The organism is Tessaracoccus pujii (genome assembly GCF_054483895.1).
Genome location: NZ_CM137012.1, coordinates 1,813,016 through 1,838,960, shown reverse-complemented (window position 1 = coordinate 1,838,960; position 25,945 = coordinate 1,813,016). Strand labels below are relative to the sequence as shown.

Sequence of the window (25,945 nt, the reverse complement as noted above, 5' to 3'; positions counted from 1 at the left end):
CGCGAACTCCTCGAGGCGAACACTACCCAGCGCCGGCTGGGGGAGCGGCGATCGGTGACGGCGTCGTAGACTTCAGCCCATGCGTGTAGGAGTTTTCGGAGCGACCGGGCAGGTGGGTGGCGTGATGCGTCGTCTCCTGGCGGAGCGCGATGTCCCGGTTGAGCAGATCCGCTACTTCGCCTCGGCGCGGTCGGCCGGCAGGGTGTTGCCCTGGGGTGCCGGTGAGGTGGTGGTCGAGGACATCGGGACCGCGGACTTCTCCGGCCTCGACGTGGCGCTCTTCTCCGCCGGCGGAGCCACCTCGACGACGTGGGCGCCGCGGGTGGCCGAGGCCGGCGCCATCGTGGTGGACAACTCCTCCGCCTGGCGCATGGACGATCGCGTCCCGTTGGTGGTCTCCGAGGTCAACCCTGAGGACATCGCCCTGGCCGGGCTCGGCATCATCGCCAATCCCAACTGCACCACCATGGCGGCCATGCCGGTGCTCAAGGCGCTGCACGACGCGGCGGGCCTCGAGGCGCTGCAGGTCACCACCTTCCAGGCCGTCTCCGGCTCGGGCGTCAAGGGTGTGGAGGCGCTGGCGGGCCAGCTCGGCCTGATGGAGGACCCGCGCGTCCTGGCTCAGGACGGGTCCGCGTTCCAGCCCGCGGACATCGCGCCCTACGTCGCCCCCATCGCCTACAACGTCGTGCCGCTCGCGGGCAGCCTCGTCGACGACGGTGAGGGAGAGACGGACGAGGAGAAGAAGCTGCGCAACGAGTCGCGCAAGATCCTCCACCTGCCCGACCTGAGGGTGGCCGGAACCTGCGTTCGGGTGCCGGTCTTCACGGGTCACTCCCTGTCCGTCCACGCGACCTTCGGGCGCGAGATCACACCCGATCAGGCACGCGCGCTGCTGGCCGACGCCCCCGGCGTGCAACTCGTCGACGTCCCCACGCCGCTCCAGGCCGCCGGCGCAGACGCGTCGCTGGTGGGACGGATCCGCCAGGACCGCAGCGTCGAGGGAAACCACGGTCTCGTGCTGTTCATCAGCAACGACAATCTGCGCAAGGGCGCCGCCCTCAACGCCATCCAGATCGCCGAGCTGCTCGCCCGATGAAGCTCACGCTGATCGGCGCCGGCGCCATGGGCGAGGCGTTGCTGGCCGGGTGGCTCGCCGCGGGGCGCCTGCCGGAGGAGCTGAGCATCGTCGAGCCGGCCGAGGAACGCGCCGCCGCCATCCAGGCACGCCACGGCGTGCGTGCGGTGGCCTTGCAGGACGCCGCGGCGGCGGACGTGGTGGTCCTCGCGGTCAAGCCCCACCAGATTCCGGACGTCCTCGCGGCGCTCACCCCTCAGTTGGAGGGCGGGCAGTTGTCACCGCTGGTCGTCTCCATTGCCGCCGGCACCCCCGTCGCCCAGCTCGAGGCCGGGCTGCCGGATGGGACCGCGGTGGTGCGGGTCATGCCGAACACCCCCGCGCTGGTGGGCCAGGGGATGGCCGGTGTGGTGTCCGGGACCTGGGCCACCGCCGAACAGCTGGACCTGGTCGCATCCCTGATGGACGCCGTCGGGCGCAGCATGGTCATCCCGGAGAGCCAGATCGACGCCCTCACGGCGGTCTCCGGCTCCGGCCCCGCCTACCTGTTCTATGTGGCTGACGCCATGATCGAGGCCGGGGTGCACCAAGGGCTGACCCGCGCCCAGGCCACGGATCTGGTGGTGCAGACGTTCGTGGGGTCGGCCTCCCTGCTCGCCACCGGGACCCGGCCGGGCGAACTGCGGGAGCAGGTGACGTCCCCGGCCGGCACGACGGCGGCCGCGTTGAGAGTGCTCGACGAGCGGGCCGTGCGCGCCGCGTTCCTCGCCGCGATGGAGGCGTGCGCCGACCGCGGCCGGGCGATGGCCCGCTGAGATTGGTCGATCACCGTCCCTAACAGCTAAGATTCACTGTCTGGCCCAGTGTGGCCAGGCACATTGAACCACCCGGATCATCCGGTAATGAAAGGCACACAGTGGGTTCTGTCATCAAGAAGCGACGCAAGCGCATGGCCAAGAAGAAGCACCGCAAGCTTCTGAAGAAGACGCGCATCCAGCGTCGTCGCGCCGGCAAGTAGTGGCACCACCCTCGCGGGTCCTGCTGCTGACCCGCTCCGGCTGTCACCTCTGTGTGGAGGCCGAAGCGGTGGTCAGGAGCGCCTGCGAGGACCTCGGTGTGCGGTGGCGCGCCGTCGACGTCGACACCGACGCGGCGCTGCGGGCCAGGTACACCGATCACGTGCCTGTCACTTTCGTGGATCAGCGGCAGTTCGGCTACTGGTTCGTCGACGATGACGCACTCCGCGCGGCCTTGGCCGTCCCGTCCCTGTGGGACACGCCGGCCGATTGGATCCCGTCCCTCGCCGACCAGCCCTGAACGGAATAGATCGAAGTGACCGATTCCATGGAACCGACCTCACCGGCCACTCCGCCGGAGTTCGAGCCGACCGGTGGGTCGGTCACGTTTGTCGGTTCCGGCCCCGCGGATCTTGGGCTCCTCACCCTGTCCGGATCCCGGGCCATACGCTTCGCGGATCTCATCATCGTCGACCCGTCCGCGGATGTGGAGCAGGTCCGCGCCCTCGCGCCCGCCCACGCCGAGGTCCGCTTCGCCGGGGGCGATGACGAGGTGTCGGAGATCCTCAGCGCAGTGGCACGCGGACGACGGGTGGTCCGGCTCCACTCAGGTGACTACTTCACCGATGCCGACGCGGGGGGCGTGCTGCCGGAGGTCCTGGCTGCCGCGGGCATCCGCGCGAACGTGGTCCCCGGGATCAACCGGTGGAGCGCCGCACTGTCCTTCGGCGGCGTGAAGGCGACGGCCGCGTTCGCGGCGCTCGACGCCATGCTCGAGGTGCCCCCCATCGACGAGTGGCCCAGCGCCAACACCCTCGTGGTGCGCACCGCCGGCACCCGGGCCCGTCAGTTGGCGCGGGAGGCGGAGGCGCGGTTCGGCCGCTCCGGCCAGTGCCTGAGCCTTATGGGCGTCGGGACGACGGCGCAGGTCAGCGAGGTGCTCACCTGGGGCGAGATCGAGGACGTGGACGCCGACGAGTGCTACTTCATCGTCGGCCCGGGCATCGAGGAAGTCCGACGGCAGCGCTACGCCTGGTTCGAGGGCAAGCCCCTGTTCGACTGGCGCGTCATCACACCGCGCACCAAGGACGACCTCGCCTCCCTGACCGAGGAGCTGGCGCACTACGGGGCGAGCACGGAACTGGTGGCCACCATGTCCATCGAGCCTCCCCGTACCGAGCAGGGTATGGAGAAGGCCGTCCGGGGCCTCGTCGACGGTCGCTACCTGTGGCTGGTGTTCACCTCACCCCACGCGGTCACCGCCATCGCCGAGCGTCTCGCGGAGTACGGCCTGGACTCACGGGCGCTGTCCGGGATCAGCCTCGCCGCCGTGGGCCGCGGCACGGTAGAGGCGCTCGCCCGCCTCGGGCTCGTCGCGGACCTCACGCCGGTGGTGGAGAACACCACCGGAGCGCTGGCCAACGAGTTCCCTGCCTACGACGACCTCATCGACCCGCTCAACCGGGTACTCGTGCCCTCCGCGGACGTCTCGGTCGAGCCGCTCCTCGTCGGCCTCAGCCGCCTCGGTTGGGAGGTCGAGGAGGTGACCGCCTACCGGACCGTGCGCGCCGCGCCACCGCCCGCCGAGGTCCGCGACGACATCAAGACTGGCATGTTCGACGCCGTGGTCTTCACCTCGGCCACCGCCGTGCGCAACATGATCGGCATCGCCGGCAAGCCGCACTCCGCCACGGTCGTCGCCGCCATCGGGCCGGCTACCGCCGCCGCGTGCGAGATGCACGGGCTCCGGGTGGACGTGGTCGCAGATGTGCCCACCTTCGAGTCCCTCGCCGAGTCGCTGGCCCGTTTCGCGGATCGCCGGCGCGCCGACCAGGTGGCGGCGGGTCTCCCCGTCGCCAAGCCCTCGCAGCGCAAGCGCCGGAAGCGTCGCAAGGCCGTTTCCCCGGCGGACTAGGGTGATGGCGTGACGGACGCAACCATCGTGCACGTGATGCGGCACGGACAAGTGGAGAACCCTGGCGGTGTGCTGTACGGCCGCCTGCCGGGCTTCGGGCTCTCGGACCTGGGCCGGCAGATGGCCGAACGCATGTCGCAGCACTGGCGCGACGTGCCCCTCACCCATCTGCGCTGCTCGCCGCTGCAACGCGCCCAGGAGACGCTGGCCCCCACCGCCGCGCTCTTCCCGGCGCTGGAGATCACCACCGACGAGCGCATCATCGAGGCGGACAACCGGTTCGAGGGCATGGTGTTCGGCAAGAACAACAGGGCGCTGCGGGATCCACGCATGTTCTGGCACATGCGCAACCCGCTGGAGCCCAGCTGGGGGGAGCCCTACAAGAAGGTGGCCGCCCGCATGCGCGCCGCCATCGCCGACGCAGCAGCGGCCGCCGGCCCGGGTGGACAGGCCCTGGTGGTGAGCCATCAGCTGCCCATCTGGATCGCCCGGAGTGACGCGGAGGGACGCCCGCTCGTCCACGATCCGCGCCGGCGGCAGTGCACCCTGTGCTCCGTCACCAGCTTCACCCTCCGCGACGGCGTGGTCACCGCGGTGGATTACGTCGAGCCGGTCGCGGACCTGCTGCCCGGGGTGCAGAGCCGGCGGTTCAAGGTCGGGACGTGAGGGCCCTCCTCGCGGGCGTGGCCGCGGCGGGGTTGCTGACCGGCTGCGGCACTCAGGCCGGGGCGGACGGCGTGGGCTTCCAGGGCGGTGACGGGACGGTCTCCATCATCCCCGCGGACCAACGCCCCGCGGCCCCCATCCTGGCCGGGACCACTCTGTCGGGCGAGGAGGTGTCCACCGCGGACTTCGCCGGCCGCACCGTCGTGGTCAACGTGTGGGGCTCGTGGTGCGCTCCATGCCGCGCAGAGGCCCCCGAGCTGGTCGAGGCCCACCGCGCGCTGGGTGGCGAGGTGGAGTTCCTGGGCGTCAACACGCGGGACCTCGACGCCGCACCGGCCCTGGCGTTCGAACGGGCGTTCGGCCTCACCTACCCCAGCATCTTCGACCCCGACGGGGAGCTGCTGCTGGGATTCGGCCAGCTTCCCCCCAAGGCCATTCCCAGCACGGTCGTCATCGACGCCGACGGTCGCGTCGCGGCGCGAGTCCTCGGCGAGGTGGACGCCACCACGTTGAGCGGCATCGTCGAGGACGTTGAGGCCGGGCCATGATCCTGCTGGAGTCCTGGGCGCGTGAGGCGCTCACCTCCTCCATGCTGGTGGCCGTTCCGGTGGCGATGCTGGCCGGGCTGGTGTCCTTCCTGTCGCCCTGCGTGCTGCCTCTGCTCCCCGGCTACCTGTCCTATGCCTCCGGACTGGGCTCGGCCCAGATCATGGCGGGTACCGGGTCTAGGCGGCACCTGGTGGGCGGCACGCTGGGCTTCATTCTCGGCTTCTCGGTGGTGTTCGTCCTCACGGGCGCCCTCCTCGGGGGCCTCGGCGCCGTGCTGCTCACCAACATGCGTCTCATCACGGTGCTGCTCGGCGTCGTCATCATGGTGCTCGGCGCCGGGTTCGCCGGATGGCTGCCGGTGCCGTCGGGATGGCGCCCCAGCGTGACGCCGCGGGTAGGGGTGTGGGCCTCGCCGCTGCTTGGCATGGTGTTCGGCCTGGGGTGGACGCCCTGCATCGGGCCCGCGTTGTCGGTGGTGCTCACCCTGGCCCTCAACGAGGGATCGGCCACCCGTGGGGGCATCCTGGCGTTCGCCTACGCGCTGGGGCTCGGCCTTCCGTTCCTGCTGTTCGCCGTCGCGTTCACGGCCCTGGCCCCGCGGTTCGAGTGGATGAGGCGCCACGGGCTCCTGCTGCAGCGCGTCGGCGGGGTGGCGATGATGCTGGTGGGCCTCGCCATGGTGGTGGGGTGGTGGGATGTGCTCGTCGGGGTGCTCCGCCAGTGGGCCGCCAGCTTCGGGACCATCCTGTGACGCAGCCGGACGGCCGGGCCCTCGCGCCGTCGGCGCTCCTGCGCTGGGTGTGGGGGCAGCTCACCTCCATGCGCACCGCCCTGCTGCTGCTGTTCCTGCTGGCCCTGGCGGCCATCCCGGGCTCGATGATTCCGCAGCAGAGCGCCTCACCCATCTCGGTGATGGACTTCAAGCGCGACAACCCCTTCTGGGACGCCATCTTCGAGCCGCTGGGCTTCTACGACGTCTACACCTCGCCGGCGTTCTCCGCGGTCTACCTGCTGCTGTTCGTGTCCCTGATCGGCTGCATCCTGCCTCGCATCGCCAGGTACTGGACGGCTGTGCGCACACCTCCGCCGGCGCTGCCGTCGCGGATCGAGAGGTTGCCCGCGTCAGCCTCCGGCGCGCTGCGCGGGGCCCCCGAGGAGGCGCTGGGGGCCGCGGAGGCATGGCTGAGGGGCAGGAGGTACCGCACCAGGAGGCTCGCCGACGGCGTCTCCGCCGAGCGCGGCTACACGCGTGAGGCCGGCAACCTGATCTTCCATATCTCTCTGGTGGCGATGCTGCTCGGCATGGCCTGGTCCAACCTGTGGGGATTCCACGGCACCGTCGTGGTGGTGGAGGGGCGCGGCTTCGCCAACGTGATCACCCAGTACGACGACTTCACCTCCGGTTCCCTCGTGGACACCGACGGGCTCGAGGGGTTCTCCGTCCAGGTCGAGGAGTTCCGGGCGTCGTTCGAGACGGGGGCCGTCCAGCGCGGCGCGGCGCGGCAGTTCGACGCCGACGTCAGCCTCACGGACGCCGCCGGCACCCGAGAAGCGCTGCTCACCGTCAACGAGCCGCTGATCACCGCGGGCGGCACCCAGGTCAACCTCATCGGCCACGGCTACGCACCGAACTTCACCGTCACCGACGGCAACGGCGACGTGGCGTTCAGCGGTCCGGTGGTGTTCCTCCCGCAGGACGGCAACTTCGCCTCCGTCGGCGTGGTGAAGGTGCCCGACGCCAGCCCGCAGCGGCTGGCATTCGAGGCGTTCTTCTTCCCGACGGCGGTGCTGGACGAGACGGGACCGCACTCCGTCTTCCCCGACGCACTCAACCCCGAGGTGTATCTCAACGCCTGGTCCGGTCCCCGCGCCCAGGAGACCGGCATCCCTGAGAGCGTCTACACCCTCAACACCGCCGGCCTCACGCCGGTGCCCGGTGACGGGGGAGAGGTGCTGCGCGCCCGGATGCTGCCCGGGGCGGGGTTCGCCCTGCCGGACGGCCTGGGATCCATCAGCTTCGACGGCTGGGACCGGTGGGTGAAGCTGCAGGTCAGCGAGACCCCGGGCAACACCATGACGTTGGTGTCCCTCCTCGTTGGCGTCACCGGACTGAGCGTGTCGCTGTTCGTGCGCCCCCGTCGGCTCTTCGTGCGAGTGGCCGGCGGTATGGCCCTCGTGGGGGGCTTGGACCGGGCAGACGCGGCGAGCGGCCTCGACGAGGACGTGGCGGCTCTGTTGGCCACGGTGGCACATCCTGTGCACAATGGGGGCGCGCCGCCCGAGGAAACCAAGGAGGAGGCATCGGTATGACTCTGTCCGAGTGGTCCTACACCGCCATGGTCTACGCGGCCGTCGGCTACCTGCTCGCCTTCGCGCTGCATGCGCTCGAGTGGTCTGCCGCCCGAGGCCTCGCCCCGCTGCGCCCATCGGACGGCTCCGAGGACTCCCAGCGCATCAGGGTGGACCTGTGGGGGCGCTTCGCGGTCGCCGCCACCGTGCTGTCGGCAGTCCTGCACGTGGGCGCCGTGGTCCTGCGCGGGGTGGCGGCCGATCGGCCGCCGTGGGGCAACATGTACGAGTTCATCACCTCGGCTCTCGCGTTCGCGGTGATCATCTACCTGTTCTGCGTGGCGAAGTTCGGCATGCGGTGGCTCGGGCTCGGCCTGACCCTGCTGTTCACGATCGGACTGGGGTTGTCGGTGACGCAGTTCTACGTGGAGGTCTCACCGCTGGTGCCGGCCCTGCACAGCGTCTGGTTCATCATCCACATCGTGGCGGCCGCCATCTCCGGGGCGGCCTTCAACGTGGGCGCGGTGGCGTCGGCGCTGTTCCTCATCCGGGACGCTGCCGAGCGTCGCTCCGCCGAGCGGGGCGTCCCCGTCAGCGGATACCTGGCCAAGGTGCCGTCCGCGCAGAAGCTGGACCTCATCTCGTACCGGCTGCACGCGTTCGCCGTCCCGTTGTGGACTTTCACGATCGCGGCCGGGGCCATCTGGGCGCAGTACGCCTGGGGCCGGTTCTGGAATTGGGACCCGAAGGAGACCTGGTCCTTCATCACGTGGATCGTCTACGTCGCCTACCTCCATGCCCGCGCGACCGCAGGATGGCGTGGGCGCCCGGTGGCGATCGTCGCGCTCGTGGGGCTGGCGACGTTCTGGTTCAATTTCATCGGCGTCAATCTGCTCTTCAGCGGGCTCCACTCGTACGCGGGCATCTGAGCGGTGGCGTCGGACGAGGCACCGGACTGGTTGGTCCGGCTGTACGAGGAGCAGGGGGCCACTCTGCACCGGCTCGCCGTGCTGCTCGACGCCGAGGCCCAGTCCGGGCGCATCCTCCGCAGCGCGCTGCTCGCGCTGCACCGCCGTGGCCACCGGCTGATCGACCCGGCTGAACGCATCGAGTTCCTGCAGGAGCACGTGGTGCACCTCGCCCGAGGCGTCCGCGGCGCCACGGACCCCATCCGGCTTCCGGAGGTGGCCGAGGGACGCCAGCGGGAGATCCTCCGGGCGGTGTCATCGCTCCCGCCCCGGGCCGCGGAACTGGTGATCGTCAGCCACTACCTCGCCGTCTTCGGCCCGGAGTTGGCCGGCATCATGCGCATGTCTGTGCGGGGCTGCAACCAGAGGCTCGAGTCGGCCCTGGAAGCCCTGCGCTCCCGCGTGGGTGACCCCACGCCAGGCAGTCAACCCGGCGTCATCGAGTCCCTGTCGCAGGAAGCCACCGCGGCGCTGCGCTCGGCCGCGCGCATGGTTCAGGCCCCCGGGACGGAGACCCTGGAGGGCGAGCTGCTCCAGCTCGCCTCGCAACGGCACAGGAGCTTCGGCCCGCGGATGGTGGCGTCCGTGACGGTCGTGGCCGTGGTCGCCGGACTGCTGCTTGCCGCGCTCACCCGACCGACGCTCGCCACGCCAGAGCCCTCGCAATCCGGCCCCACGGTCTCCGCGACAGCCGTGGCCTCGCGCTCCCTTCCCGCCCAGGTGCGCGGGGTGCCGCTGTACTACGTCGGCAGGCAGGACGGGAAGCTGTACCGGGAACTCCGCGACCTCCCGGCCACGGCCAACCTGGTCCGCGGTGCCCTGGACGCCCTGCTCACGCTAGCTCCGCTGGACCCGGACTACGAGTCCGCGTGGGGGCCAGGCACCCTGGTGGGCACGGAGCTGGCCGGCGACACGCTCACGGTGGACCTGACCTCCGACGCGTACGTCGATCTGTCCTCGCCGGTACTGGCCGCCCGGGCGCGCGACCAGATCGTCTACACAGCCTCCGAGCTGATGGGTGACCCCCAGCTGCGGGTCAAGTTCCTCGCCGACGGGGCTCCGCCCCCGGCCGGGTTCGTCAGCGGCACCGGCTTCACGCGGACGGGGCTCACGCCGATGCCGCTGCTGTGGATCAACTCGCCGAGGAACGCCGCCCGGCTGGCGCCGGGCCAGGTCGTGATCATCGGCACCGTGAAGCCTGATGTGGGGGTGCCCATCGTGCGGATCACCGACATCGACACCAGCCGAGTGGTGGCGGAGACGTCCGCGCAGACCTCCACAGGCATCAACGCCGACGGGTGGCGAGTGTGGTCGGTCAGCGTGCGGCTGGGCGAGGGCAGCTACGACGTCGAGGCCACCGTGCGGGGCGGCAACCCGCCGGCGACCTCGTCGGAGAACAAGTCCGTGCGCGTCGGGTAACTCAGTTCGTCGTGACCAGGCGGGCGATGCGGGCCTGAAGGTGCATCGGTACCAGGCGAGTGGCCAGCGCCAACGCAACGTTGGTGGGGCCGTCCACCACCACGGGCCGGTGCGCGCGCAGACCCACGAACGTGGTGTCCACCACCTGGGCAACCGTGCGGCGGCGGCGCATCACCGTGTCGTCGCCTGCCGTGGCGAAGAAGTCCGTGTCGGTGGGGCCCGGGCAGATGACGATGGCGCGGACGCCTGTGGCGTACAGCTCCTCCCACAGCGCGACGGTCAGCCGCATCACGTAGGCCTTCGACGCGGCATAGACCGCCATCGTCGGCGTGGGCTGGAACGCGGCCGTCGACGCAACGTTGATCACCGCGCCGGCCCTGCGCTCCACCATGGCGGGAAGGACGGCCCGGGTCAGCTCGGTCAGCGCCACCATGTTGAGCTCCATCTCGTCGCGCACCAGGTCCGGTGACACCTCGTGGAACTCGCCCATGGCCCAGAAGCCGGCGTTGTTGACCAGGTGGCTGACGTCCAGCTGCGCCATCCGGGCAGCGAGCCGCGCGCGTTCCTTCCGGTCCGTGAGATCCGCCGGCCACACCTCGACCTCCACGCCTGTCGTGGACCGGATCCGGTCCGCCACGGACTGGAGCAGATCCTGCCGCCTGGCCACCAGCAGCACGTTGTATCCGTCGGCGGAGAGCCGCTCCGCGAAGCCGACCCCCAGCCCGCTCGACGCGCCGGTGACCACTGCCCACGAGTTGCTCATGGGGGCCAGCTTACGGGCAGGCGGACGACGCCCCGCGGAGGCGACGGTCGAGCTGGGCCGTCCATGGAAGAATGGCCACATGCAGCATTTTGATCTGGCGGTCATCGGGTCCGGATCGGGGAACTCGCTGATCGACGAGCGGTTCGCCTCCTGGAATGTCGCGCTCATCGAGCGCGACGAGACGTTCGGCGGCACGTGCCTGAACCGTGGCTGCATCCCCACCAAGATGTTCGTCCTCCCCGCGGGCCACGCCGCCTCGCCGGCTGAGGCGAAGCGGCTGGGGGTGGATCTGCAGTACCGCGGATCGGACTGGAGGGGGATCCGGGACCGGATCTTCGGCCGGATCGATCCGATCTCCGCCGGGGGCCTGGCATGGCGCGAGCAGTCCGGCAACGTCACCGTCTTCCACGGCGAGGGGCGGTTCGTCGGCCCGCGGACGCTGCAGGTGGGCGAGGACCAGATCAGTGCGGACCACGTCGTCATCGCCACCGGTTCACGCCCGCGCATGGTCGACGTGCCTGGCCTCGACGAGGTGGCGGACCGCGTCCACACGTCGGACACCATCATGCGGATCGACGAGCGGCCCAGGCGGCTCGTCATCGTGGGCGGCGGGTATATCGCGGCGGAGTTCGCCCACGTGTTCTCCGCTCTGGGCACCGATGTGACCCTGATCAACCGTTCGGACGTGCTGCTGCGCCACCATGATCGCGAGGTCGCCGAGCACTTCGCAGACCGCTTGTCCCGCAGGGTCCACATCCGGCTCAACCAGCAGCTCAGCGCCGTCGAGAACGGTCCCGGCGGCGGGCTGACGGTGATCACCAAGGACCGCAACGGGGTCGAGTACGAATACTTCGCCGACGCGCTGCTGCTCGCGGTGGGGCGGGACCGCAATGCGGACTCGCTCAACCTCACGGCCGCCGGTGTCGAGGTGCGGGCGGCCGGCCAGATCCGCGTGGACGCGCAGCAGCGCACCAACGTCCCCGGCGTCTGGGCCATGGGCGACGCATCGTCGGACTTCCTGCTCAAGCACGTGGCCAACGCGGAGATGCGCACCGTGCAGCACAATCTGCTTCATCCCGACGCCCTCGTCGAGACGGACCACCGCTACGTGCCCCACGCCGTGTTCAGCGATCCACAGATCGCCAGCGTGGGCGCCACGGAGGAGCAGCTCAAGGCGTGGGGGGTTCCGCACGTCGTGGCGCGGCAGCGCTACGCCGACGTTGCCTACGGGTGGGCCATGGAGGACGAGGGTCACTTCGTGAAGCTGCTGGCGGATCCGCACAGCTGGCACCTGCTGGGTGCCCACATCATGGGCCCCCAGGCTCCCACGCTCCTGCAGCCGCTCGTCCAGGCCATGAGCTTCGGGCTCCCGGTGACCCAGATGGCGCGCGGCCAGTACTGGATCCATCCGGCGCTGCCTGAGGTGGTGGAGAACGCTCTGCTGGGGCTGGTCGACGCGCACCACCCCGTCTACCTGGACCGCTGAGTGTTCCCCACCCGCGCTGCGTGCGCCGTCGCGTCCCTGGCCGCCCTCGCGGCGGTGGGCTGCGCGCCCGGCCCGGTGCTGCCCCCCACGCTGGCCACCGTCGATGCCTCCGCTCCCGGCGGTGATGCGGTTGAGGCGTCCAGTGCGTCCATCGCCCGCCACACGCCGACGGCGGCCAGCTGCCGCAGCATCGCGGAGGGCCTGGACGGCCCCACCAGGGTGGGCCAACTCTTCATGGTTGGGGTCACCACGTCGGGTCTGGACCAGAGCACCCGGGCGGCCATCTCGCTGGGCAGGGTGGGGTCGGTGGTGCTCCTGGGCAATACCTCCACCGGCATCGACGGGGTGCGGGCGCTCACCGCGGAGCTGGGGAGCCTCGGCACTGCCGCGCTGCCGCTCATGATTGCCGTGGACCAGGAGGGCGGCCAGGTTCAGCGCCTGCGGGGGGAGGGCTTCGACGTGATCCCGCCGGCGATCGACCAGGGGGTCATGCCCGAGGGCCAGCTGCGTGAGGCGAGCCGACGGTGGGGCGAGCAGTTGCGCCGCGCAGGGGTCCATTACGACCTTGCGCCCGTCGCTGACGTCGTGCCCGCCGAGAAGCAGACCAGCAATGCGCCCATCGGTGCCCTGTCCCGCAACTACGGCAACGCCCCGCAGGTGGTGGCGGCGGCCGTGGTGGAGTTCGTCGAGGGGATGACGGACGCGGGGATCGCCACCTCCCTCAAGCACTTCCCAGGACTGGGTGAGGTGGACGTCAACACCGACCAGGGTGCAGCGACCGACGACGACACCACCCGCGACGACACGTTCCTGGACTCCTTCCGGGCGGGGATCGAAGCCGGCGCGGGCTCGGTGATGGTGTCGTCGGCGGTGTTCTCCCAGATCGACCCGGCCTCGGAGGCGGTGTTCAGTCGCGTCATCGTCTCCGACCTCCTGCGCTCCGAGATGGGCTTCGACGGCGTCGTCATCGCGGATGATCTCGGCGTCGCGCGGTCGGTGGCCGGCATTCCCCCGGCGGAGCGCGCGGTGGGATTCCTCGACGCGGGAGGGGATCTGGTGATCAACGCGGACCCGGGCATCATGGGGGAGATGATCGAGGCGACGGTGGCCAAGGAGGCCTCGGACGGGGCCTTCTCCGCACGGGTGCTCGACTCCGCCACCCGCGTGCTGCGCCTCAAGGCGACGGTGGGCCTCGTCGACTGCGCCTGACAGGCTCTCTGGGTAGGCTGGCCATCATGTCGCGCTGCTCCGTGCTGTGGTCCGCCTCCGGTCTCCCGGCGTGGGGTACGGCTGCTCGCGCAGAATTCTGGGTGTGCCTCGAGACCCCCGGGCCCTGGGGCGCGAAGGCCGCCACGAGCGCGCGGGCGCTCGACCCGGCCCTCGGCGCGCGGCTGGAGGCCCTCATCGAGGAGATGGGCGGCCGGTTGCTGCTCATCCGGCACGCCTCGCGCAACACCGTCGGCGACGAGCCCCTCACGGTCCTGGTGTCGGGTGGTTTCGACGGCGGGGGGTGGGTGACCCGCTTCGAGGTGGGTGCAGCGGCCGAGGTCGAAGGATGGCTCGCCCAGTGGCGCGCGGCCGGTGCCCCGCCACCGGCGGACCCGGAGGCCGAGCCGGTGCTGCTGGTGTGCACGCACGCCAAACGCGACCAGTGTTGCGCGCTCGAGGGGCGCCCCGTCCTGGAGACGCTCACCGACGAGGTTGCCCCCGAATCGCTGTGGGAGTGCTCCCACCTGGGCGGCCACCGGTTCGCGCCCACGGCGCTGCTGCTGCCCACCGGCCAAGTGCTGGGGCGGCTGACGGTGGGTGAGGCGCTGGCCGCGCACCGCGACGCCGGTGTGGGGCTGCTGTGGCCCGGGGGGCAGCGCGCGGACCGCGGGCGCAGCCATCTTCCACCGGAGCGTCAGGCGGCCGAAGCTTGGGCAGTGGAGAGGTTCGGTGCCGCCCGGGCTGTGGACCTGGACAGCGCCACCGACGGCGACCTCGTCACGCTGCGGCACGGCCAGTGGCGCGGCACCGTGCGGGTGACCCGCATCGACACCGGAGACGAGGCGCCGCTGAGCTGCGGCAAGGCGGCCGAACCCGTCACGTTCTGGTCCGTCGAGGAGTCGTAGCGCCACCCCAGGGAAGCGGCGCCGCGAACCGGGGTGGCCGGCTCAGCCGAAGCGACCCGTGATGTAGTCCTCCGTGGCCTTCTGGTCCGGGTTGTGGAAGATCTTCTCCGTGGAGCCGTACTCGATCAACTCGCCTGGCTGACCGTGTGCCTTGAGGTTGAAGAACGCCGTGGAGTCCGAGACACGCGCCGCCTGCTGCATGTTGTGCGTGACGATCACCACCGTGTAGGTCTCCTTGAGATCCTTGATGAGGTCCTCGATGGCCAGGGTGGAGATGGGGTCCAGGGCGGAACAGGGCTCGTCCATGAGGAGCACGTCCGGGGACACGGCGATGGCGCGCGCGATGCACAGGCGCTGCTGCTGGCCGCCTGACAGGCCCGAGCCCGGCTTGTCAAGGCGGTCCTTGACCTCGTTCCAGAGGTTTGCCCCCTTGAGGGACTGTTCCACGAGGTCATCGGATTCGGATCGGGTCATCCGTGCGTTGTTGAGCCGTACGCCGGCGAGGATGTTCTCCCTGATCGACATGGTGGGGAACGGATTGGGCCGCTGGAACACCATGCCGATGTGGCGGCGGACACGTACGGGGTCCACGGTCTTGTCGTAGAGGTCCACTCCGTCGAGGAGGACGTGCCCGTCGACATAGGCCCCGTCGATCACCTCATGCATGCGGTTGATGGAGCGCAGGACGGTGGACTTCCCGCAGCCGGAGGAGCCGATGAACGCGGTGACGGCCCGGGGCTCGATGGTCATGTTGACCGACTTGACGGCGTGGAACTTGCCGTAGTAGATGTCGAGATCCTTGAGCTCAATTCGCTTGGACATGTCTAGATCTTCCTGATCAGCGGCCGGACTTGGGGGCGAACTTCCACGCGATGAGTCGACCGATCGCGTTGAGGCCCATGACGATGAGGATGAGGGTGAGGGCTCCGGCCCACGCGCGAGCGTAGAACGGGTCCTGCGGGATTCCTGGAGTCACGTACTGGTAGTACACGAACACCGGCAGGGTGGCCATCGGGTTGGAGAGCGGATTGGCGTTCATCGACGCCGTGATGCCGGCGGTGACCAGCAGCGGCGCGGTCTCGCCGATGACGCGGGCGACGGCCAGCACGACACCGGTGATGATGCCGGCCAGGGCCGTGGGCAGGACCACCTTGGCGATGGTGCGCCACTTCGGCACGCCCAGCGCGTAGGAAGCCTCGCGCAGCTCGTTGGGGACCAGCCGCAGCATCTCCTCCACGGATCGGACCACCGTCGGGATCATGAGGACCGACAGAGCCACGGCGCCCGACACGCCGTTGTTCGTCCCCGGACCGAACACGAGGCTGAACAGGGTGTAGGCGAACAGACCGGCGACGATGGAGGGGATGCCGGTCATCACGTCGACGAAGAAGCGAATGGCCGAGGCGAGCCTGCTGCCGGCGCTGTACTCCACGAGGTAGATGGCGGTGAACAGGCCGATCGGCACCGAGATGAGGGAGGCGATCCCCGTGACGATGAGCGTGCCCCAGATGGCGTGGATGGCCCCGCCGCCCTCGCCGATGACGTTGCGCATCGAATAGCTGAAGAACTGCGGATCCATCCGCACGAGGCCCTTGACCACCGTCTGCCAGATCAGCGAGACCAGGGGGAGGAGCGCGATGAGGAAGAAGCCGGTCACCACGTAGCGGGCATTGCGGTCCTTCGCCTTGCGGATGCCCTCCACTGCCCACGACAACGCGAACATCGCACCGAGGAACACGATCACGCCGATGATGAGGACCGGCGCGACGGTTGCCGCGCTGAACAGGGCCAGGACCCCTGCGGTGACGACGAAGGCGACCACGAGCATCGCCAACGCGGTGAAGCGCGGGAGCCGGCCCGCGGTCAGTTCGCTGGATTGCCTGGTGAGGGTGGTGGCGGACATCAGTTGGCTCCCGAGAATTCCTTGCGCAGGGACAGGACCCAGCGCGCCGTCATGTTCACGGCCAGCGTGATCACGAACAGCACGAGGCCGGTGGCGATCAGTTGGTTGATCCCCAGGCCGAAGGCCTCCGGGAAGGCCAGCGCGATGTTGCCCGCGATGGTGTTGGGGTTGCTCGAGGTGAGGAGTTCGAAGTGGATCACCGCCGCGGGGGACAGCACCATGGCGATAGCCATGGTCTCGCCCAGTGCGCGGCCGAGGCCCAGCATGCAGGCGGACACGACTCCTGGGGTGCCGAACGGCAGCACCGCCTGGCGGATCATCTCCCAGCGGGTGGCACCCAGCGCCAGCGACGCCTCTTCGTGGAGGCGGGGCGTCTGGAGGAAGACCTCCCGGGAGATGGCCGTGATGATGGGCAGCACCATGACGGCCAGCACGATGGCGGCCGTCAGCACGGTGCGCCCGGTGCCGGAGACCGGCCCCGCGAAGAACCACCCGAGGACGGGGAGTTCACCGAAATTCTCCGCCAGCCACACGTAGATGGGGCGCATGAGCGGGGCCAGCGTATTGATGCCCCACAGGCCGAAGACCACCGAGGGGACAGCCGCGAGCAGGTCGATGATGTAGCCAAGGCCCTGAGCGAGCCGTCGGGGGGCGTAGTGGCTGATGAACAGCGCGATGCCGATGGCCACCGGTACGGCGAAGACCATGGCCAGCGAGGCAGCCCACACGGTGCCGAACGCGAACGGCAATGCGTAGCTGAGGAACTCGCCGTACTGCAGGTCCGCGGCGTCAGCGGTGAAGGCCGGGATGGACAATCCGACGAGGAATGTCGCCACGGCCGCCAGGATGACGAGGATGAGGATGCCGGAGCCGGTGGAGATGCCCTTGTAGAGCTTGTCTCCGAAGCGCTTGCTGCTGTGCCGGAGGGCGTGGCTGTCATCGTCGCGATGTGGGAGGGAGTCGTTAGGCTGCGGCGTGGGTGTCGCCTCCGCGTCGATCGTCGACATGGGTCTCCTGGTTGTGAGCCGGGGGTGGGCCGGGCTGGCGCCCAACCCCAGAGTCGCGCCTCCCGCATGCGAGAGGCGCGACTCTGGGGTTACTGCGATCTTACGGTCACTTGATGGAATCGATGGCGGCGAGCACCTTATCGCGGAGGCCGGCGGCCAGCGGAGCGGAGCCGGCGCCCTCGGCAGCGTCAGCCTGACCCTGCTCGGAGGCGACGTAACCCAGGTAGGCCTTCACGAGCTCGGCCTTGGCCGGGTCCGCGTACTCGGCGCACGCCATGGCGTAGGCGACCAGCACGATGCCGTAGCCCTCGGCGCTGCGGTCCAGGTTGATGGCGAGGTCGTTGGCGTCGCGGCCCTCCTCCATGGGGGAGACGTCGACCGCGGCGGCGGCGGCCTCGGCCGTGGGGCCGTAGAACTCGTCGTCGCCGATCATGGCCACCGAGAGCTCACCGGCCTGCGAGGCGTCGGCGTAGCCGATGGTGCCGGTGCCGTTGGTGACCGCTGCCACCACGCCGGAGGTGCCCTTGGCAGCCTCGCCGCCCTCGTAGGTCCATTCGCCGTCGGCCTCGTTCGTCCACACGCTGGGGGCGGTCTTGTTGAGGTAGTCGGTGAAGTTCTCGGTGGTGCCCGAGTCATCCGAGCGGTGGACGGGGGTGATGTCCATGTCCGGCAGCTCGACGCCCTCGTTGGTGGCGGCGATGGCCGGGTCGTTCCACTTGGTGATGGAACCGTTGAAGATGCCGGCCAGCGTGTCGGGGTTGAGGTTGAGTTCGGTGACGCCCTCGAGGTTGAAGATCACCGCGATGGGGGAGACGTAGATCGGGAGGTCGTAGGCGATCGAGTCGTCGGCGCACAGCGACGAGGCGCCCGCCACGTTCTCATCCAGCTTGAACGCGCGGTCCGAGCCGGCGAAGTCCACGCCGGCGCCCATGAAGGCCTCACGGCCGGCGCCGGAGCCGTCGGGCGCGTAGTTGACGGTGACGCCGGGGTTGGCCTCCTGGAACTTGGCGATCCAGGTGGTCTGGGCGGAGTTCATGGCGGAGGAGCCCTTGCCGGCGAGGGTGCCCTCGAGCTCCGAGGCGGGGGCGCTGGCGTCGCCCGATGCGGCGGCCGATGCGGAGGCCGAGCCGGTGGTGTCCGGGGTGGTGACCTCGTTGGCGGCGCAGGCCGACAGGAGGAGAGCGGCGGAGAGACCGAGTGCAGCGGTCAGACGGATCTTCATACTTCGGGTGCCTTCCAAGACGGGTGGTGGCCCTCGCGGGGCCCGGAACCGGGGTGTTCGAGCGTTCCTGCTCTGGACGGTAGAGAAGCGAAGTAACGTGATCGGGCCTGTTGGGTGAACAGAAGGTGAACGGAAGCCGAGTTTTCGCCTGCGCGGGCGTGAAATCGGGTACTTAAGGCAGATTCAGAAAAACTCATGCCGTGGGTTTGTGGACCTCCACCGACACCTTCTCGCCATCGTCGTCGCGGTGCACCACGATCACCTCGCCCACCACCATCGGCCGGGCAGGGAGGTCCAGGCCCTCGAACATTGCCGGCAGCACGGGGCGGTGCCCGCACACCGCCGTCGGGTCGTTGATGCTGAGGAACAGGTCGGCGGTGTAGGAGGTCACCACATCGGGGTGCACCGTGCCCTCCTCCTCGGTGAGCACGTCCTCGGTCTCCACGGGCAGCCCGCGCTGTCGGGCGTAGGGCAGGAGCGTGTCGGCGCACCGGGTCGACGACGAGGACACGAGCCGTTCCACCCCGTAGGCGGCGAACAGCTGCGACAGTTCACGCGCCTGGCGTCTGCCCCGACCCGAGAGCCTCCGCTCCTGGTCAGGCCCGCTCCAGTCCTTGCGCAGCATCGCCTTGGCGTGGCGCACCAGCAGGAGGGGCGTGGTGCGGGGGGTCAGGAGGGCAGCCGACAGCACTCGACGCTCGTCTGCATAGGTGAGGCGCCGCATGGCCTCGTCGATGGTGAACCATCGCACCCGATCCACCTCCGCGTCGGGTTCGCGCGGGTGCTGCTCCAGCACTTCGGCGCGCCAGTACTCCACGGTCTTGGGCCCCTTGGCCAGCTCGTACCGGATCGACGGCAGCCTCAGCCCGAGCCGGACCACGGCACCGGTCTCCTCCCGCACTTCGCGGACCGCGGTGCGGGGTGCCAGCTCGTCCGCCGCGCCCTTGCCCTTCGGCAGCGACCAGTCGTCGTAGGCGGGCCGGTGGATCATCAGCACTTCCATGTCGTCGCCGGTGCCGCGGAGCACCACCGCGCCCGCCGCCCGGATCTTCGCCCTCTTGCTCATCGGGAGGAGCGGCGGGCAGCTGTCTGCTGGATGAGAATCTCCTGAAGGTCGGTCAGGGGGGAACCGTCGGCGTGTGTGGTGTGGGCCCTCCAGGTGTCGTCCGTCAGCGTCCAGTGCACCGTGGTGGGGTTGAAGGCCATCTCGAACAACTCCTCGACCTGCCGGACGTGCGCGGGGTTGCTGATCCCCACGATGGCCTCGACCCGCCGGTCGAGGTTGCGGTGCATCATGTCCGCGGACCCCAGCCCGACGATGGGGCGCCCACCGCCGGCGAACCAGAACACCCGGGAGTGCTCCAGGAAGCGGCCCAGGATGGAGCGGACGCGGATGTTGTCGCTGAGGCCGGGGACCCCCGGGCGGATGGTGCAGATGCCGCGCACCCAGATGTCGACGGGGACACCCGCCTGCGAGGCGCGATACAGCGCGTCGGTGAGGGACTCGTCCACCACGGAGTTGACCTTGAACTTGATGCCGGCCGGCTTGCCGGCCCGGTGGTTGGCGATCTCGTCCTCGACGTACTCCAGCAGGCCCCTGCGGATGCCGTGCGGGGCGACGAGGAGCCGGCGGTAGTGGGTCTCCTGCGTCATGCCGGACAGGTGGTTGAACAGCCGGGCCACGTCGTCGGTGATGATGGGGTTGGACGTGAGCAGGCCCATGTCCTCGTACTGGCGGGCCGTCTTCGGGTTGTAGTTACCGGTGCCGATGTGCGCGTAGCGGCGCAGCCCGTCAGCTTCCTCCCGCACCACCATGGACAGCTTGCAGTGGGTCTTGAGCCCGAGCATGCCGTAGACGACGTGCACCCCGGACTTCTCCAGCTTGCGGGCCCAGCCGATGTTGGCCTGCTCATCGAAGCGCGCCTTGATCTCGACGACGGCGAGCACCTGCTTGCCCGCCTGGGCAGCCTCGATGAGGGCGTCGACGATGGGCGAATCTCCCGAGGTGCGGTACAGCGTCTGCTTGATGGCCAGGACGGCGGGGTCCGCGGCCGACTGCTCGATGAACCGCTGCACGGACGTGGCGAAGGAATCATAGGGGTGCTGCACCAGGACGTCGCGCAGCTTGAGCGCCTTGAACATGTCAGCAGGGCTGGCGCTCTCCACCTCCGCGAGGTCAGGGTGCGTGATGGGGAGGAAGTTGGGGTACTTCAGGTCCTCCCGTTGGGAGTCTGCGAGCGCGAACAGCGCGGTGAGGTCCAGCGGCGCGGTGAGGCGGAAGACCTCGCTGTCGCGGACGTCCAGCTCGGCCATGAGCATGGTGAGCATGTGCTCGTCGATGCCCTCCTCCACCTCGAGGCGCACCGGCGGGCGGCCCACCTTGCTGCGGAGCAGTTCCTTCTCCAGGGCGAACAGCAGGTTCTCCGCGTCGTCCTCCTCCACCTCGATGTCCTCGTTGCGGGTCACCCGGAAGGTTGTGTAGGACACCACCTGCATGCCGGTGAACAGCTGGCCCAGGTGGCGGGCGATGATCTCCTCGAGCGTCACGAAGCGGCCCTCGGCCAGCTTGACGAGACGCGACAGCACCGACGGAACCTTCACCCGCGCGAACTGGCGGGCCCCGGACTGCGGGCTCTTCAGCAGCACCGCCAGGTTGATCGACAGGCCTGAGATATAGGGGAAGGGGTGTGAGGGGTCCACCGCCAACGGCGTGAGGACCGGGAAGATCCGCTCCGCGAACAGTGCCCGCATGCGGTCCTTCTCCGTGGCGGTGAGCTGATCCCAGCGCAGGATCTCGATCCCCTCCGCAGCGAGAGCCGGCCGGATCTCGTCCTGGAAAACCCGCGACTGCTCCTTGACCAGGGCTCTGATGTTCTCCAGCAACTCGCCGTGCAGTTCTCCGGGCATCTTGCCGGTGACGGTGGGGACCGCGACCCCCGCGGCGATCCGCCGCTTGAGTCCGGCGATGCGCACCATGAAGAACTCGTCGAGGTTGGAGGAGAAGATAGCCAGGAACTTCGCCCGCTCGATCAGCGGGATCCGCGTGGTGTCGCGGGCCAGATCCAGCACCCGCTCGTTGAACTGGAGCCAGGAGATCTCCCGATCCAGGTAACGGTTCGCCGGTAGCGGCGTCTCACTCAATGTCTCTTACCTCTCGAGGCGGTAGCTGGTGTCGGTCTGCATGATCTGGAAACCGGCACGTTGGTACATCGTGACGACCCTTTTCTGATCGCCCTCCACGTAGAGCTGGACCCGTTCGTCTCCCACGGCCTCCAGGTGGGCCAGACCCCGGGCCAGCAGGGCGCGGCCCAGCCCCCGGCCCTCGTGCTCGGCGGCGACGGCGATGAGATACACCTCGCCCAAGCCGCCGCCGTGGCGCTTGGTCCAGTGGAATCCGGCCACCTCGTCGCCGGCGAGCGCCACGAAGAAGCCCGACGGGTCGAACCAGGGGAGGCGCGTCAGGTCGTCGAACTCCCTGCGGGTCAGGCGGCCCTGCTCAGGGTGGCTCGCGAACGCCCTCGCGTTGACCGCGACGATCCGATCCGCCAGGTCCGGGGTGTAGGTGACGATCCGATAGCCGTCCGCGGGGTCCACGGCGGCTTCCGCCGCACCCGCGAGCGGGCGTTCCATGCGCAGGAGCGTCCTGACTGGGTAGAACCCCAGCCGGTTGGCCAGGGCGTCGCCGCCCGGCAGCGTGCCGAACGCCCACACCGCGAAGTCCGGGTGGGCGCGCATGGCCTCCTCCAACAGCTTGGTGCCCACGCCCTCGCCCCGGTGAGCCGGGTGCACGCCGAGCAGCAGCGTGCCGTCGCGTTCGTCACACACCACGAAGCCGTAGGGGTCCGAGCGCAGTCCCATGAAGAAGAACTCCGCCTCGCGCAGCCCTTCGATGCCGAGCGACGCAGACTCGTTGATCGGCGAGACGCCGTCGTGCTCGGTGATGGCGGCCACGAGGCGGCGCAGCGCATCCTGCATGGTCGGAGTGAGCGTGGTCAGATTAACCAGCACGGTGTCCCTCCCTGGAGTTGGCGAACCTGTACCCCACGTTACGCACCGTGCCGATGTAGTAGTCGAATTGCCCGAGCTTCGCGCGGAGGCGGCGCACGTGCACGTCCACCGTCCGGGTGCCGCCGTAGTAGTCGTAACCCCAGACCTGGCTGACGAGGGTCTCGCGGGACAGCACCCGCCCTGGATGCTGCATGAGGTATCGCAGCAGCTCGAACTCCGTGTAGGTGAGGTCCAGCGGGGCGCCGTCGAGGCTCGCGCTGTACGCGGCGCCGTCGATGCGGATGGGTCCGGCCGTGAGTACATCCGGGTCCACGTTGGTCTTGGCCAGGATGCGGAGCCGGGCGTCCAACTCGGCCGGCTCGCTCCCGGCCGCGACGAAGTCCGAGAACCCCCAGTCCGGCGACAGGACCGCCAGCCCCGAGGTGGCCACGAGGAGCAGGACCGGGGTGCCGCCGCTCTTGGCCAGCGTCTGACACGCGGACCGGGCACCGGCCAGGTCCGAGCGGCCGTCAACCACCACCACGTCCATGGTCTCCGCGTCCACCAGCGCCTGGGCCGCGGACGTCACCGCCGTCACCTGATGGCTGAGGAGCGTCAGCTCCACGGGCGGTTCGCCGTCGGAGACGAAGAGGATGCTGCTCACACGTGGTCCTCCTTCCGTCGACTGGCCTGGCTCATCGTATCGTCGTAGGTCCCCGAGCGACATCCGCAACGACTTGTAGCATGGCGCACATGGACCAGCGGGTTCCGGACGAATACTTCCGGCCGGCCGCCGAATCCGACGACGTGCGGGGCGCCGAGGCGCACGACCGGCTGCCGGACAAGGCGGCCGTGAAGGCCGTCGCCGCCACCGATGTGCGCGACGGTTGGGCACCCCGCGCCGTGGTGACCCTGGCCGCCGTGACTCTCGGGCTGGCGTTCACCGTCGGCCGGATGTGGATCTTCCCGCCGGAGCCGCAGCCGCGTCCCAACGAGTCCTCGACGGTCTCCGCCTCGGCCACCGCGTCCATTCCGCCCGACGCCTTCGCGCCGTACGACGGCCCGGTGGCCACGGTTCAGGCCATCGGGGCGGACGGGGACTGCCTCGAGGGTGGCAGCGTGGACGGCGCCTATTCGCTCCTGGACAGCAAACCCGACACCATCTGGCGGTGTCGCGGCAGGGGGGTGGACGAGACTGTCACGGTCACGTTTCCGGGTCCTCGGGCGCTGGTGGGGTTGCGGGTCGTCAACGGCAACACGGCCTGGACGGACCGCTACCTGTCCGAGCGTCGCATCCTCACCCTCCGCTGGACCTTCTCGGACGGCTCGTTCTTCGAGCAGGGCCTGGCGGCCAACAACCGCCATCCGCAGGAGGTCCGGTTCCCGGAAATGGTCACCGAGTCCATGACCTTCACGGTCCTGGAGGCCACCCCGCCAGGCGACGACGGCATCTCCACCGACGCGGTGTCCGTCAGCTCGCTGGAGTTCCTGGGCCCCGCCTGACCGCCCTCGCTGGGGGGTCATTCCCAGGTTCGCGTGTCCATGATGATCGTGACGGGCCCGTCGTTGACCGACGCCACGCGCATGTGGGCGCCGAATCGGCCCCGCGCCACCGTCGCGCCCAGCACCTCCAGTTGGCGGCACAGCTCCTCGACGAGGGGCCCGCTCACCTCACCGGGCGCGGCGAGGCTCCAGGAGGGACGGCGGCCCTTCCGGGTGGAGGCGTACAGCGTGAACTGGCTGACCACGAGGAGCGGGGCGCCGGTGTCGCTCGCAGAGGACTCGCCGTCCAGGATCCGCAGGCCCCAGATCTTGCGCGCAAGGGCCGCCGCGTCCGAGGCGTCGTCGTCACGGCCCACGCCCGCCAGGACCAGCAACCCCGGGCCGTCGAGCCGGGCGGTCACCTCGCCGTCGACCTCGACGGACGCCTCGAGCACCTTCGTCACCACCACGCGCATGGGCCCATTGTGGCCCGTTCGTATACTGGCCCGCATGGCCGCGGTTCTGGTGTGGGTGCTGATTGTCGCCACCGTCGCGCTGGGCGCCGGTGCGCTCGTCGCGCTCGGTTTCACACTGAGGGGTCTGTGGCGTGAGTTGCGAGGAGATCAGACGTGAACATTGACATCGAGGTACCCGAGGGCCTCAACCCTGCGCTGACGGCGCTGGGATGGCTGGTCGGCCGGTGGGAGGGCACCGGCAGCGGCACGGACCATGAGGGCGAAGGCTTCGAGTTCGAGCAGCGCGTCGAGTTCAATCACAACGGTGGCGACTACCTGTACTACGCCTCGCAGACGTTCCTGCTCAGCGACGAGGGCGCGGACCAGGTGCCGCTCAGCATGGAAACCGGCTTCTGGCGCCCCAAGGCGGACGCTTCCCTCGAGGTGGTGCTGACCAGCGCCGACGGCTGGACCGAGGTCCTCGTCGGCAAGATCCAGGTGACCCGGATCGACCTGCTGACGGACGCCGTCGTACGAACGGAGTCGGCCAGCGTCTCGCATTCCGCGGGTCAGCGGCTCTACGGCAAGGTGGAGGGCGACCTCATGTACGCGCTGGACCGCGCCACCACCGACCACGAGCTGCGCCCGCACATGTGGGCCCGGCTGAAGCGGGTCTGACATGCCGGTGACGGTGGAGAACGGCCTTGACGCCGGGCTGGCGTGGCACTACGGCAACCCGGTGACGGAGGCGCGCGCCCTCGCGGCCGGTGAGGGCGTCGTGGACCTGCGCAACCGCGAGATCGTCGAGGTGAGCGGAGCCGACAGGCTCGGCTGGCTCCACTCGATCACCACCCAGCACCTGAGCGGGCTGCGGCCCGGCGAGGCCACCACGGCGCTGATCCTGTCGCCCACCGGCCACATCGAGCACGTGATGCACGGCGTCGACGACGGCGCCTCCTTCCTGGCGTGGACCGAGCCGGGCCGGGCCGGCGCGCTGGTGGAGTTCCTCCAGCGGATGCGTTTCGCGATGCGTGTCGAGGTGTCGATCCGCCCGGACCTGAGGCTCGCCTGGATGGGGCACCGGGTGCCGGTCGACGGCTCGTGGCGCGTCCGCGACTCGGAGCTGGGTGGACTGGAGGTGTTCCTGCCCCATGACGCGGCGGTGGAGGGCACCGCCGGCACGTGGGCGTTCGACGCCATGCGGATCGCCGCGGGGGTGCCGCGGATCTTCGTCGACACGGACCACAAGACCATCCCTAACGAGATCGGACTGGTGGGCACGCACCTGGACAAGGGCTGCTATCGCGGGCAGGAGACGGTTGCCCGGGTGCACACGCTGGGGCGCCCGCCCCGACGGCTCGTCCAGTTGCACCTCGACGGCACCATGTCGGCGCTGCCCGCGGAGGGGGCGGCCATCGAGTTCGGCGGCCGGACCGTCGGCGTCGTCGGCTCGTCGTCGCGCCATCACGAACTGGGCCCCATCGCGCTCGGGCTGATCAAGCGGTCGGTTCCCGTCGACGCCGAACTGCTGGCCGACGGCATCCCCGCAGCCCAGGAGGCGCTCGTCGACCCGGACGTCGGGCTGCACGTGCGCCCCGTCCTCGGATAGCGCGCCGGACTGGCATC

At 69.8% G+C, this 25,945-nt stretch carries 28 protein-coding genes; 18 read left to right on the top strand and 10 right to left on the bottom strand.

The features are described 5' to 3' along the window. Positions 1–79: 79 nt before the first annotated feature. From ACX1D0_RS08945 to ACX1D0_RS08895, 11 genes are all read left to right on the top strand, one after another. Positions 80–1,099: an aspartate-semialdehyde dehydrogenase gene (locus tag ACX1D0_RS08945; protein WP_459017559.1), complete on the top strand. Its 1,020-nt coding sequence runs from the start codon at positions 80–82 to the stop codon at positions 1,097–1,099. Next, positions 1,096–1,893: a pyrroline-5-carboxylate reductase gene (proC, locus tag ACX1D0_RS08940; protein ID WP_459017558.1), complete on the top strand. Its 798-nt coding sequence runs from the start codon at positions 1,096–1,098 to the stop codon at positions 1,891–1,893. Before ACX1D0_RS08945 ends, proC begins: the two co-directional genes overlap by 4 nt. Before the next feature lie 101 nt (positions 1,894–1,994). Beyond that, the gene (locus ACX1D0_RS08935) at positions 1,995–2,096 is read left to right on the top strand and encodes a 30S ribosomal protein bS22 (protein ID WP_002550589.1); all 102 of its coding nucleotides are present in this window, start codon (positions 1,995–1,997) and stop codon (positions 2,094–2,096) included. Continuing rightward, on the top strand, positions 2,096–2,395 hold the full coding sequence (locus ACX1D0_RS08930) for a glutaredoxin family protein (protein WP_459017557.1): 300 nt from the start codon (positions 2,096–2,098) through the stop codon (positions 2,393–2,395). The genes ACX1D0_RS08935 and ACX1D0_RS08930 overlap by 1 nt, the downstream gene beginning before the upstream one ends. A 27-nt stretch (positions 2,396–2,422) precedes the next feature. Further along, complete coding sequence (locus ACX1D0_RS08925) at positions 2,423–4,009, top strand: uroporphyrinogen-III synthase (protein ID WP_459017556.1); 1,587 nt, start codon at positions 2,423–2,425, stop codon at positions 4,007–4,009. Between the two features lie 36 nt (positions 4,010–4,045). Beyond that, complete coding sequence (locus ACX1D0_RS08920; protein ID WP_459020429.1) at positions 4,046–4,675, top strand: histidine phosphatase family protein; 630 nt, start codon at positions 4,046–4,048, stop codon at positions 4,673–4,675. Continuing rightward, positions 4,672–5,223, top strand: a complete 552-nt coding sequence (locus tag ACX1D0_RS08915) for a TlpA family protein disulfide reductase (protein ID WP_459017555.1) — start codon at positions 4,672–4,674, stop codon at positions 5,221–5,223. Before ACX1D0_RS08920 ends, ACX1D0_RS08915 begins: the two co-directional genes overlap by 4 nt. Positions 5,224–5,264: 41 nt before the next feature. Continuing rightward, the gene (locus ACX1D0_RS08910) at positions 5,265–5,975 is read left to right on the top strand and encodes a cytochrome c biogenesis CcdA family protein (protein WP_459020428.1); all 711 of its coding nucleotides are present in this window, start codon (positions 5,265–5,267) and stop codon (positions 5,973–5,975) included. Beyond that, positions 5,945–7,534, top strand: a complete 1,590-nt coding sequence (gene resB, locus ACX1D0_RS08905) for a cytochrome c biogenesis protein ResB (protein ID WP_459017554.1) — start codon at positions 5,945–5,947, stop codon at positions 7,532–7,534. The genes ACX1D0_RS08910 and resB overlap by 31 nt, the downstream gene beginning before the upstream one ends. Continuing rightward, positions 7,531–8,442 carry a c-type cytochrome biogenesis protein CcsB gene (gene ccsB / locus ACX1D0_RS08900; protein ID WP_459017553.1) on the top strand — a complete coding sequence of 304 codons (912 nt, stop codon included), beginning with the start codon at positions 7,531–7,533 and terminating at the stop codon, positions 8,440–8,442. The genes resB and ccsB overlap by 4 nt, the downstream gene beginning before the upstream one ends. A gap of 3 nt (positions 8,443–8,445) precedes the next feature. Continuing rightward, positions 8,446–9,900 carry a GerMN domain-containing protein gene (locus ACX1D0_RS08895; RefSeq protein ID WP_459017552.1) on the top strand — a complete coding sequence of 485 codons (1,455 nt, stop codon included), beginning with the start codon at positions 8,446–8,448 and terminating at the stop codon, positions 9,898–9,900. Between the two features lies 1 nt (position 9,901). Here ACX1D0_RS08895 and ACX1D0_RS08890 read toward each other — a convergent pair whose 3' ends face one another. Then, on the bottom strand, positions 9,902–10,663 hold the full coding sequence (locus ACX1D0_RS08890) for an SDR family NAD(P)-dependent oxidoreductase (protein WP_459017551.1): 762 nt from the start codon (positions 10,661–10,663) through the stop codon (positions 9,902–9,904). Positions 10,664–10,742: 79 nt separating this feature from the next. Here ACX1D0_RS08890 and ACX1D0_RS08885 point away from each other — a divergent pair, with 79 nt between their 5' ends. Genes ACX1D0_RS08885 through ACX1D0_RS08875 form a run of 3 tightly spaced genes read left to right on the top strand, consistent with a single transcriptional unit; the run spans position 10,743 to position 14,263 of the window. Further along, a complete protein-coding gene (locus tag ACX1D0_RS08885) occupies positions 10,743–12,149 on the top strand; it encodes a mycothione reductase (protein WP_459017550.1) in 1,407 nt (468 codons plus the stop codon). Further along, positions 12,150–13,358 (top strand): glycoside hydrolase family 3 N-terminal domain-containing protein, encoded by a 1,209-nt coding sequence (locus ACX1D0_RS08880; RefSeq protein WP_459017549.1) that lies wholly within the window; start codon positions 12,150–12,152, stop codon positions 13,356–13,358. A 26-nt stretch (positions 13,359–13,384) separates the two neighbouring features. Further along, positions 13,385–14,263: a ferredoxin family protein gene (locus ACX1D0_RS08875; RefSeq protein WP_459017548.1), complete on the top strand. Its 879-nt coding sequence runs from the start codon at positions 13,385–13,387 to the stop codon at positions 14,261–14,263. Between the two features lie 42 nt (positions 14,264–14,305). On the opposite strand, the gene pstB is transcribed toward ACX1D0_RS08875, so the two are convergent. The 8 genes from pstB to ACX1D0_RS08835 form a co-directional block, all read right to left on the bottom strand. After that, on the bottom strand, positions 14,306–15,085 hold the full coding sequence (gene pstB / locus ACX1D0_RS08870; RefSeq protein WP_459017547.1) for a phosphate ABC transporter ATP-binding protein PstB: 780 nt from the start codon (positions 15,083–15,085) through the stop codon (positions 14,306–14,308). A gap of 16 nt (positions 15,086–15,101) precedes the next feature. Then, positions 15,102–16,166, bottom strand: a complete 1,065-nt coding sequence (gene pstA, locus ACX1D0_RS08865) for a phosphate ABC transporter permease PstA (RefSeq protein ID WP_459017546.1) — start codon at positions 16,164–16,166, stop codon at positions 15,102–15,104. After that, positions 16,166–17,173, bottom strand: a complete 1,008-nt coding sequence (gene pstC / locus ACX1D0_RS08860) for a phosphate ABC transporter permease subunit PstC (RefSeq protein WP_459017545.1) — start codon at positions 17,171–17,173, stop codon at positions 16,166–16,168. The genes pstA and pstC overlap by 1 nt, the downstream gene beginning before the upstream one ends. Positions 17,174–17,279: 106 nt before the next feature. Further along, positions 17,280–18,395 carry a phosphate ABC transporter substrate-binding protein PstS gene (gene pstS, locus ACX1D0_RS08855; protein WP_459017544.1) on the bottom strand — a complete coding sequence of 372 codons (1,116 nt, stop codon included), beginning with the start codon at positions 18,393–18,395 and terminating at the stop codon, positions 17,280–17,282. Positions 18,396–18,588: 193 nt separating this feature from the next. After that, complete coding sequence (locus tag ACX1D0_RS08850) at positions 18,589–19,461, bottom strand: NUDIX hydrolase (RefSeq protein WP_459017543.1); 873 nt, start codon at positions 19,459–19,461, stop codon at positions 18,589–18,591. Then, on the bottom strand, positions 19,458–21,536 hold the full coding sequence (locus ACX1D0_RS08845) for an RNA degradosome polyphosphate kinase (protein WP_459017542.1): 2,079 nt from the start codon (positions 21,534–21,536) through the stop codon (positions 19,458–19,460). Before ACX1D0_RS08845 ends, ACX1D0_RS08850 begins: the two co-directional genes overlap by 4 nt. Positions 21,537–21,542: 6 nt before the next feature. Beyond that, a complete protein-coding gene (gene mshD / locus ACX1D0_RS08840) occupies positions 21,543–22,403 on the bottom strand; it encodes a mycothiol synthase (protein WP_459017541.1) in 861 nt (286 codons plus the stop codon). Beyond that, on the bottom strand, positions 22,393–23,046 hold the full coding sequence (locus tag ACX1D0_RS08835; protein WP_459017540.1) for a winged helix-turn-helix transcriptional regulator: 654 nt from the start codon (positions 23,044–23,046) through the stop codon (positions 22,393–22,395). Before ACX1D0_RS08835 ends, mshD begins: the two co-directional genes overlap by 11 nt. Before the next feature lie 89 nt (positions 23,047–23,135). Here ACX1D0_RS08835 and ACX1D0_RS08830 point away from each other — a divergent pair, with 89 nt between their 5' ends. Continuing rightward, a complete protein-coding gene (locus ACX1D0_RS08830; RefSeq protein ID WP_459017539.1) occupies positions 23,136–23,885 on the top strand; it encodes an NADase-type glycan-binding domain-containing protein in 750 nt (249 codons plus the stop codon). 17 nt (positions 23,886–23,902) lie between these two features. Here ACX1D0_RS08830 and dtd read toward each other — a convergent pair whose 3' ends face one another. Beyond that, positions 23,903–24,340: a D-aminoacyl-tRNA deacylase gene (dtd, locus tag ACX1D0_RS08825; protein ID WP_459017538.1), complete on the bottom strand. Its 438-nt coding sequence runs from the start codon at positions 24,338–24,340 to the stop codon at positions 23,903–23,905. 34 nt (positions 24,341–24,374) lie between these two features. Between dtd and ACX1D0_RS08820 the strand changes: the two genes are divergently transcribed. Genes ACX1D0_RS08820 through ygfZ form a run of 3 tightly spaced genes read left to right on the top strand, consistent with a single transcriptional unit; the run spans position 24,375 to position 25,928 of the window. Continuing rightward, on the top strand, positions 24,375–24,497 hold the full coding sequence (locus ACX1D0_RS08820) for a hypothetical protein (RefSeq protein WP_459017537.1): 123 nt from the start codon (positions 24,375–24,377) through the stop codon (positions 24,495–24,497). A 2-nt stretch (positions 24,498–24,499) separates the two neighbouring features. Further along, the gene (locus ACX1D0_RS08815) at positions 24,500–24,997 is read left to right on the top strand and encodes a heme-binding beta-barrel domain-containing protein (protein ID WP_459020427.1); all 498 of its coding nucleotides are present in this window, start codon (positions 24,500–24,502) and stop codon (positions 24,995–24,997) included. A 1-nt stretch (position 24,998) separates the two neighbouring features. Beyond that, entirely contained in the window at positions 24,999–25,928 is a 930-nt protein-coding gene (gene ygfZ, locus ACX1D0_RS08810; RefSeq protein WP_459017536.1) for a CAF17-like 4Fe-4S cluster assembly/insertion protein YgfZ, read from the top strand. The last annotated feature ends 17 nt before the right edge of the window (positions 25,929–25,945 follow it).

What these genes read in the sequence shown, in the direction of transcription:
- ACX1D0_RS08945 (WP_459017559.1), top strand. Translation starts at nt 80, where the DNA reads ATGCGTGTAGGAGTTTTCGGAGCGACCGGGCAGGTGGGTGGCGTGATG.
- proC (WP_459017558.1), top strand. Translation starts at nt 1,096, where the DNA reads ATGAAGCTCACGCTGATCGGCGCCGGCGCCATGGGCGAGGCGTTGCTG.
- ACX1D0_RS08925 (WP_459017556.1), top strand. Translation starts at nt 2,423, where the DNA reads ATGGAACCGACCTCACCGGCCACTCCGCCGGAGTTCGAGCCGACCGGT.
- ACX1D0_RS08920 (WP_459020429.1), top strand. Translation starts at nt 4,046, where the DNA reads ATGCGGCACGGACAAGTGGAGAACCCTGGCGGTGTGCTGTACGGCCGC.
- ACX1D0_RS08910 (WP_459020428.1), top strand. Translation starts at nt 5,265, where the DNA reads ATGCTGGTGGCCGTTCCGGTGGCGATGCTGGCCGGGCTGGTGTCCTTC.
- ccsB (WP_459017553.1), top strand. Translation starts at nt 7,531, where the DNA reads ATGACTCTGTCCGAGTGGTCCTACACCGCCATGGTCTACGCGGCCGTC.
- ACX1D0_RS08890 (WP_459017551.1), bottom strand. Translation starts at nt 10,663, where the DNA reads ATGAGCAACTCGTGGGCAGTGGTCACCGGCGCGTCGAGCGGGCTGGGG.
- ACX1D0_RS08885 (WP_459017550.1), top strand. Translation starts at nt 10,743, where the DNA reads ATGCAGCATTTTGATCTGGCGGTCATCGGGTCCGGATCGGGGAACTCG.
- ACX1D0_RS08875 (WP_459017548.1), top strand. Translation starts at nt 13,385, where the DNA reads ATGTCGCGCTGCTCCGTGCTGTGGTCCGCCTCCGGTCTCCCGGCGTGG.
- pstB (WP_459017547.1), bottom strand. Translation starts at nt 15,085, where the DNA reads ATGTCCAAGCGAATTGAGCTCAAGGATCTCGACATCTACTACGGCAAG.
- pstA (WP_459017546.1), bottom strand. Translation starts at nt 16,166, where the DNA reads ATGTCCGCCACCACCCTCACCAGGCAATCCAGCGAACTGACCGCGGGC.
- pstC (WP_459017545.1), bottom strand. Translation starts at nt 17,173, where the DNA reads ATGTCGACGATCGACGCGGAGGCGACACCCACGCCGCAGCCTAACGAC.
- pstS (WP_459017544.1), bottom strand. Translation starts at nt 18,395, where the DNA reads ATGAAGATCCGTCTGACCGCTGCACTCGGTCTCTCCGCCGCTCTCCTC.
- ACX1D0_RS08850 (WP_459017543.1), bottom strand. Translation starts at nt 19,461, where the DNA reads ATGAGCAAGAGGGCGAAGATCCGGGCGGCGGGCGCGGTGGTGCTCCGC.
- ACX1D0_RS08830 (WP_459017539.1), top strand. Translation starts at nt 23,136, where the DNA reads ATGGACCAGCGGGTTCCGGACGAATACTTCCGGCCGGCCGCCGAATCC.
- dtd (WP_459017538.1), bottom strand. Translation starts at nt 24,340, where the DNA reads ATGCGCGTGGTGGTGACGAAGGTGCTCGAGGCGTCCGTCGAGGTCGAC.
- ACX1D0_RS08820 (WP_459017537.1), top strand. Translation starts at nt 24,375, where the DNA reads ATGGCCGCGGTTCTGGTGTGGGTGCTGATTGTCGCCACCGTCGCGCTG.
- ygfZ (WP_459017536.1), top strand. Translation starts at nt 24,999, where the DNA reads ATGCCGGTGACGGTGGAGAACGGCCTTGACGCCGGGCTGGCGTGGCAC.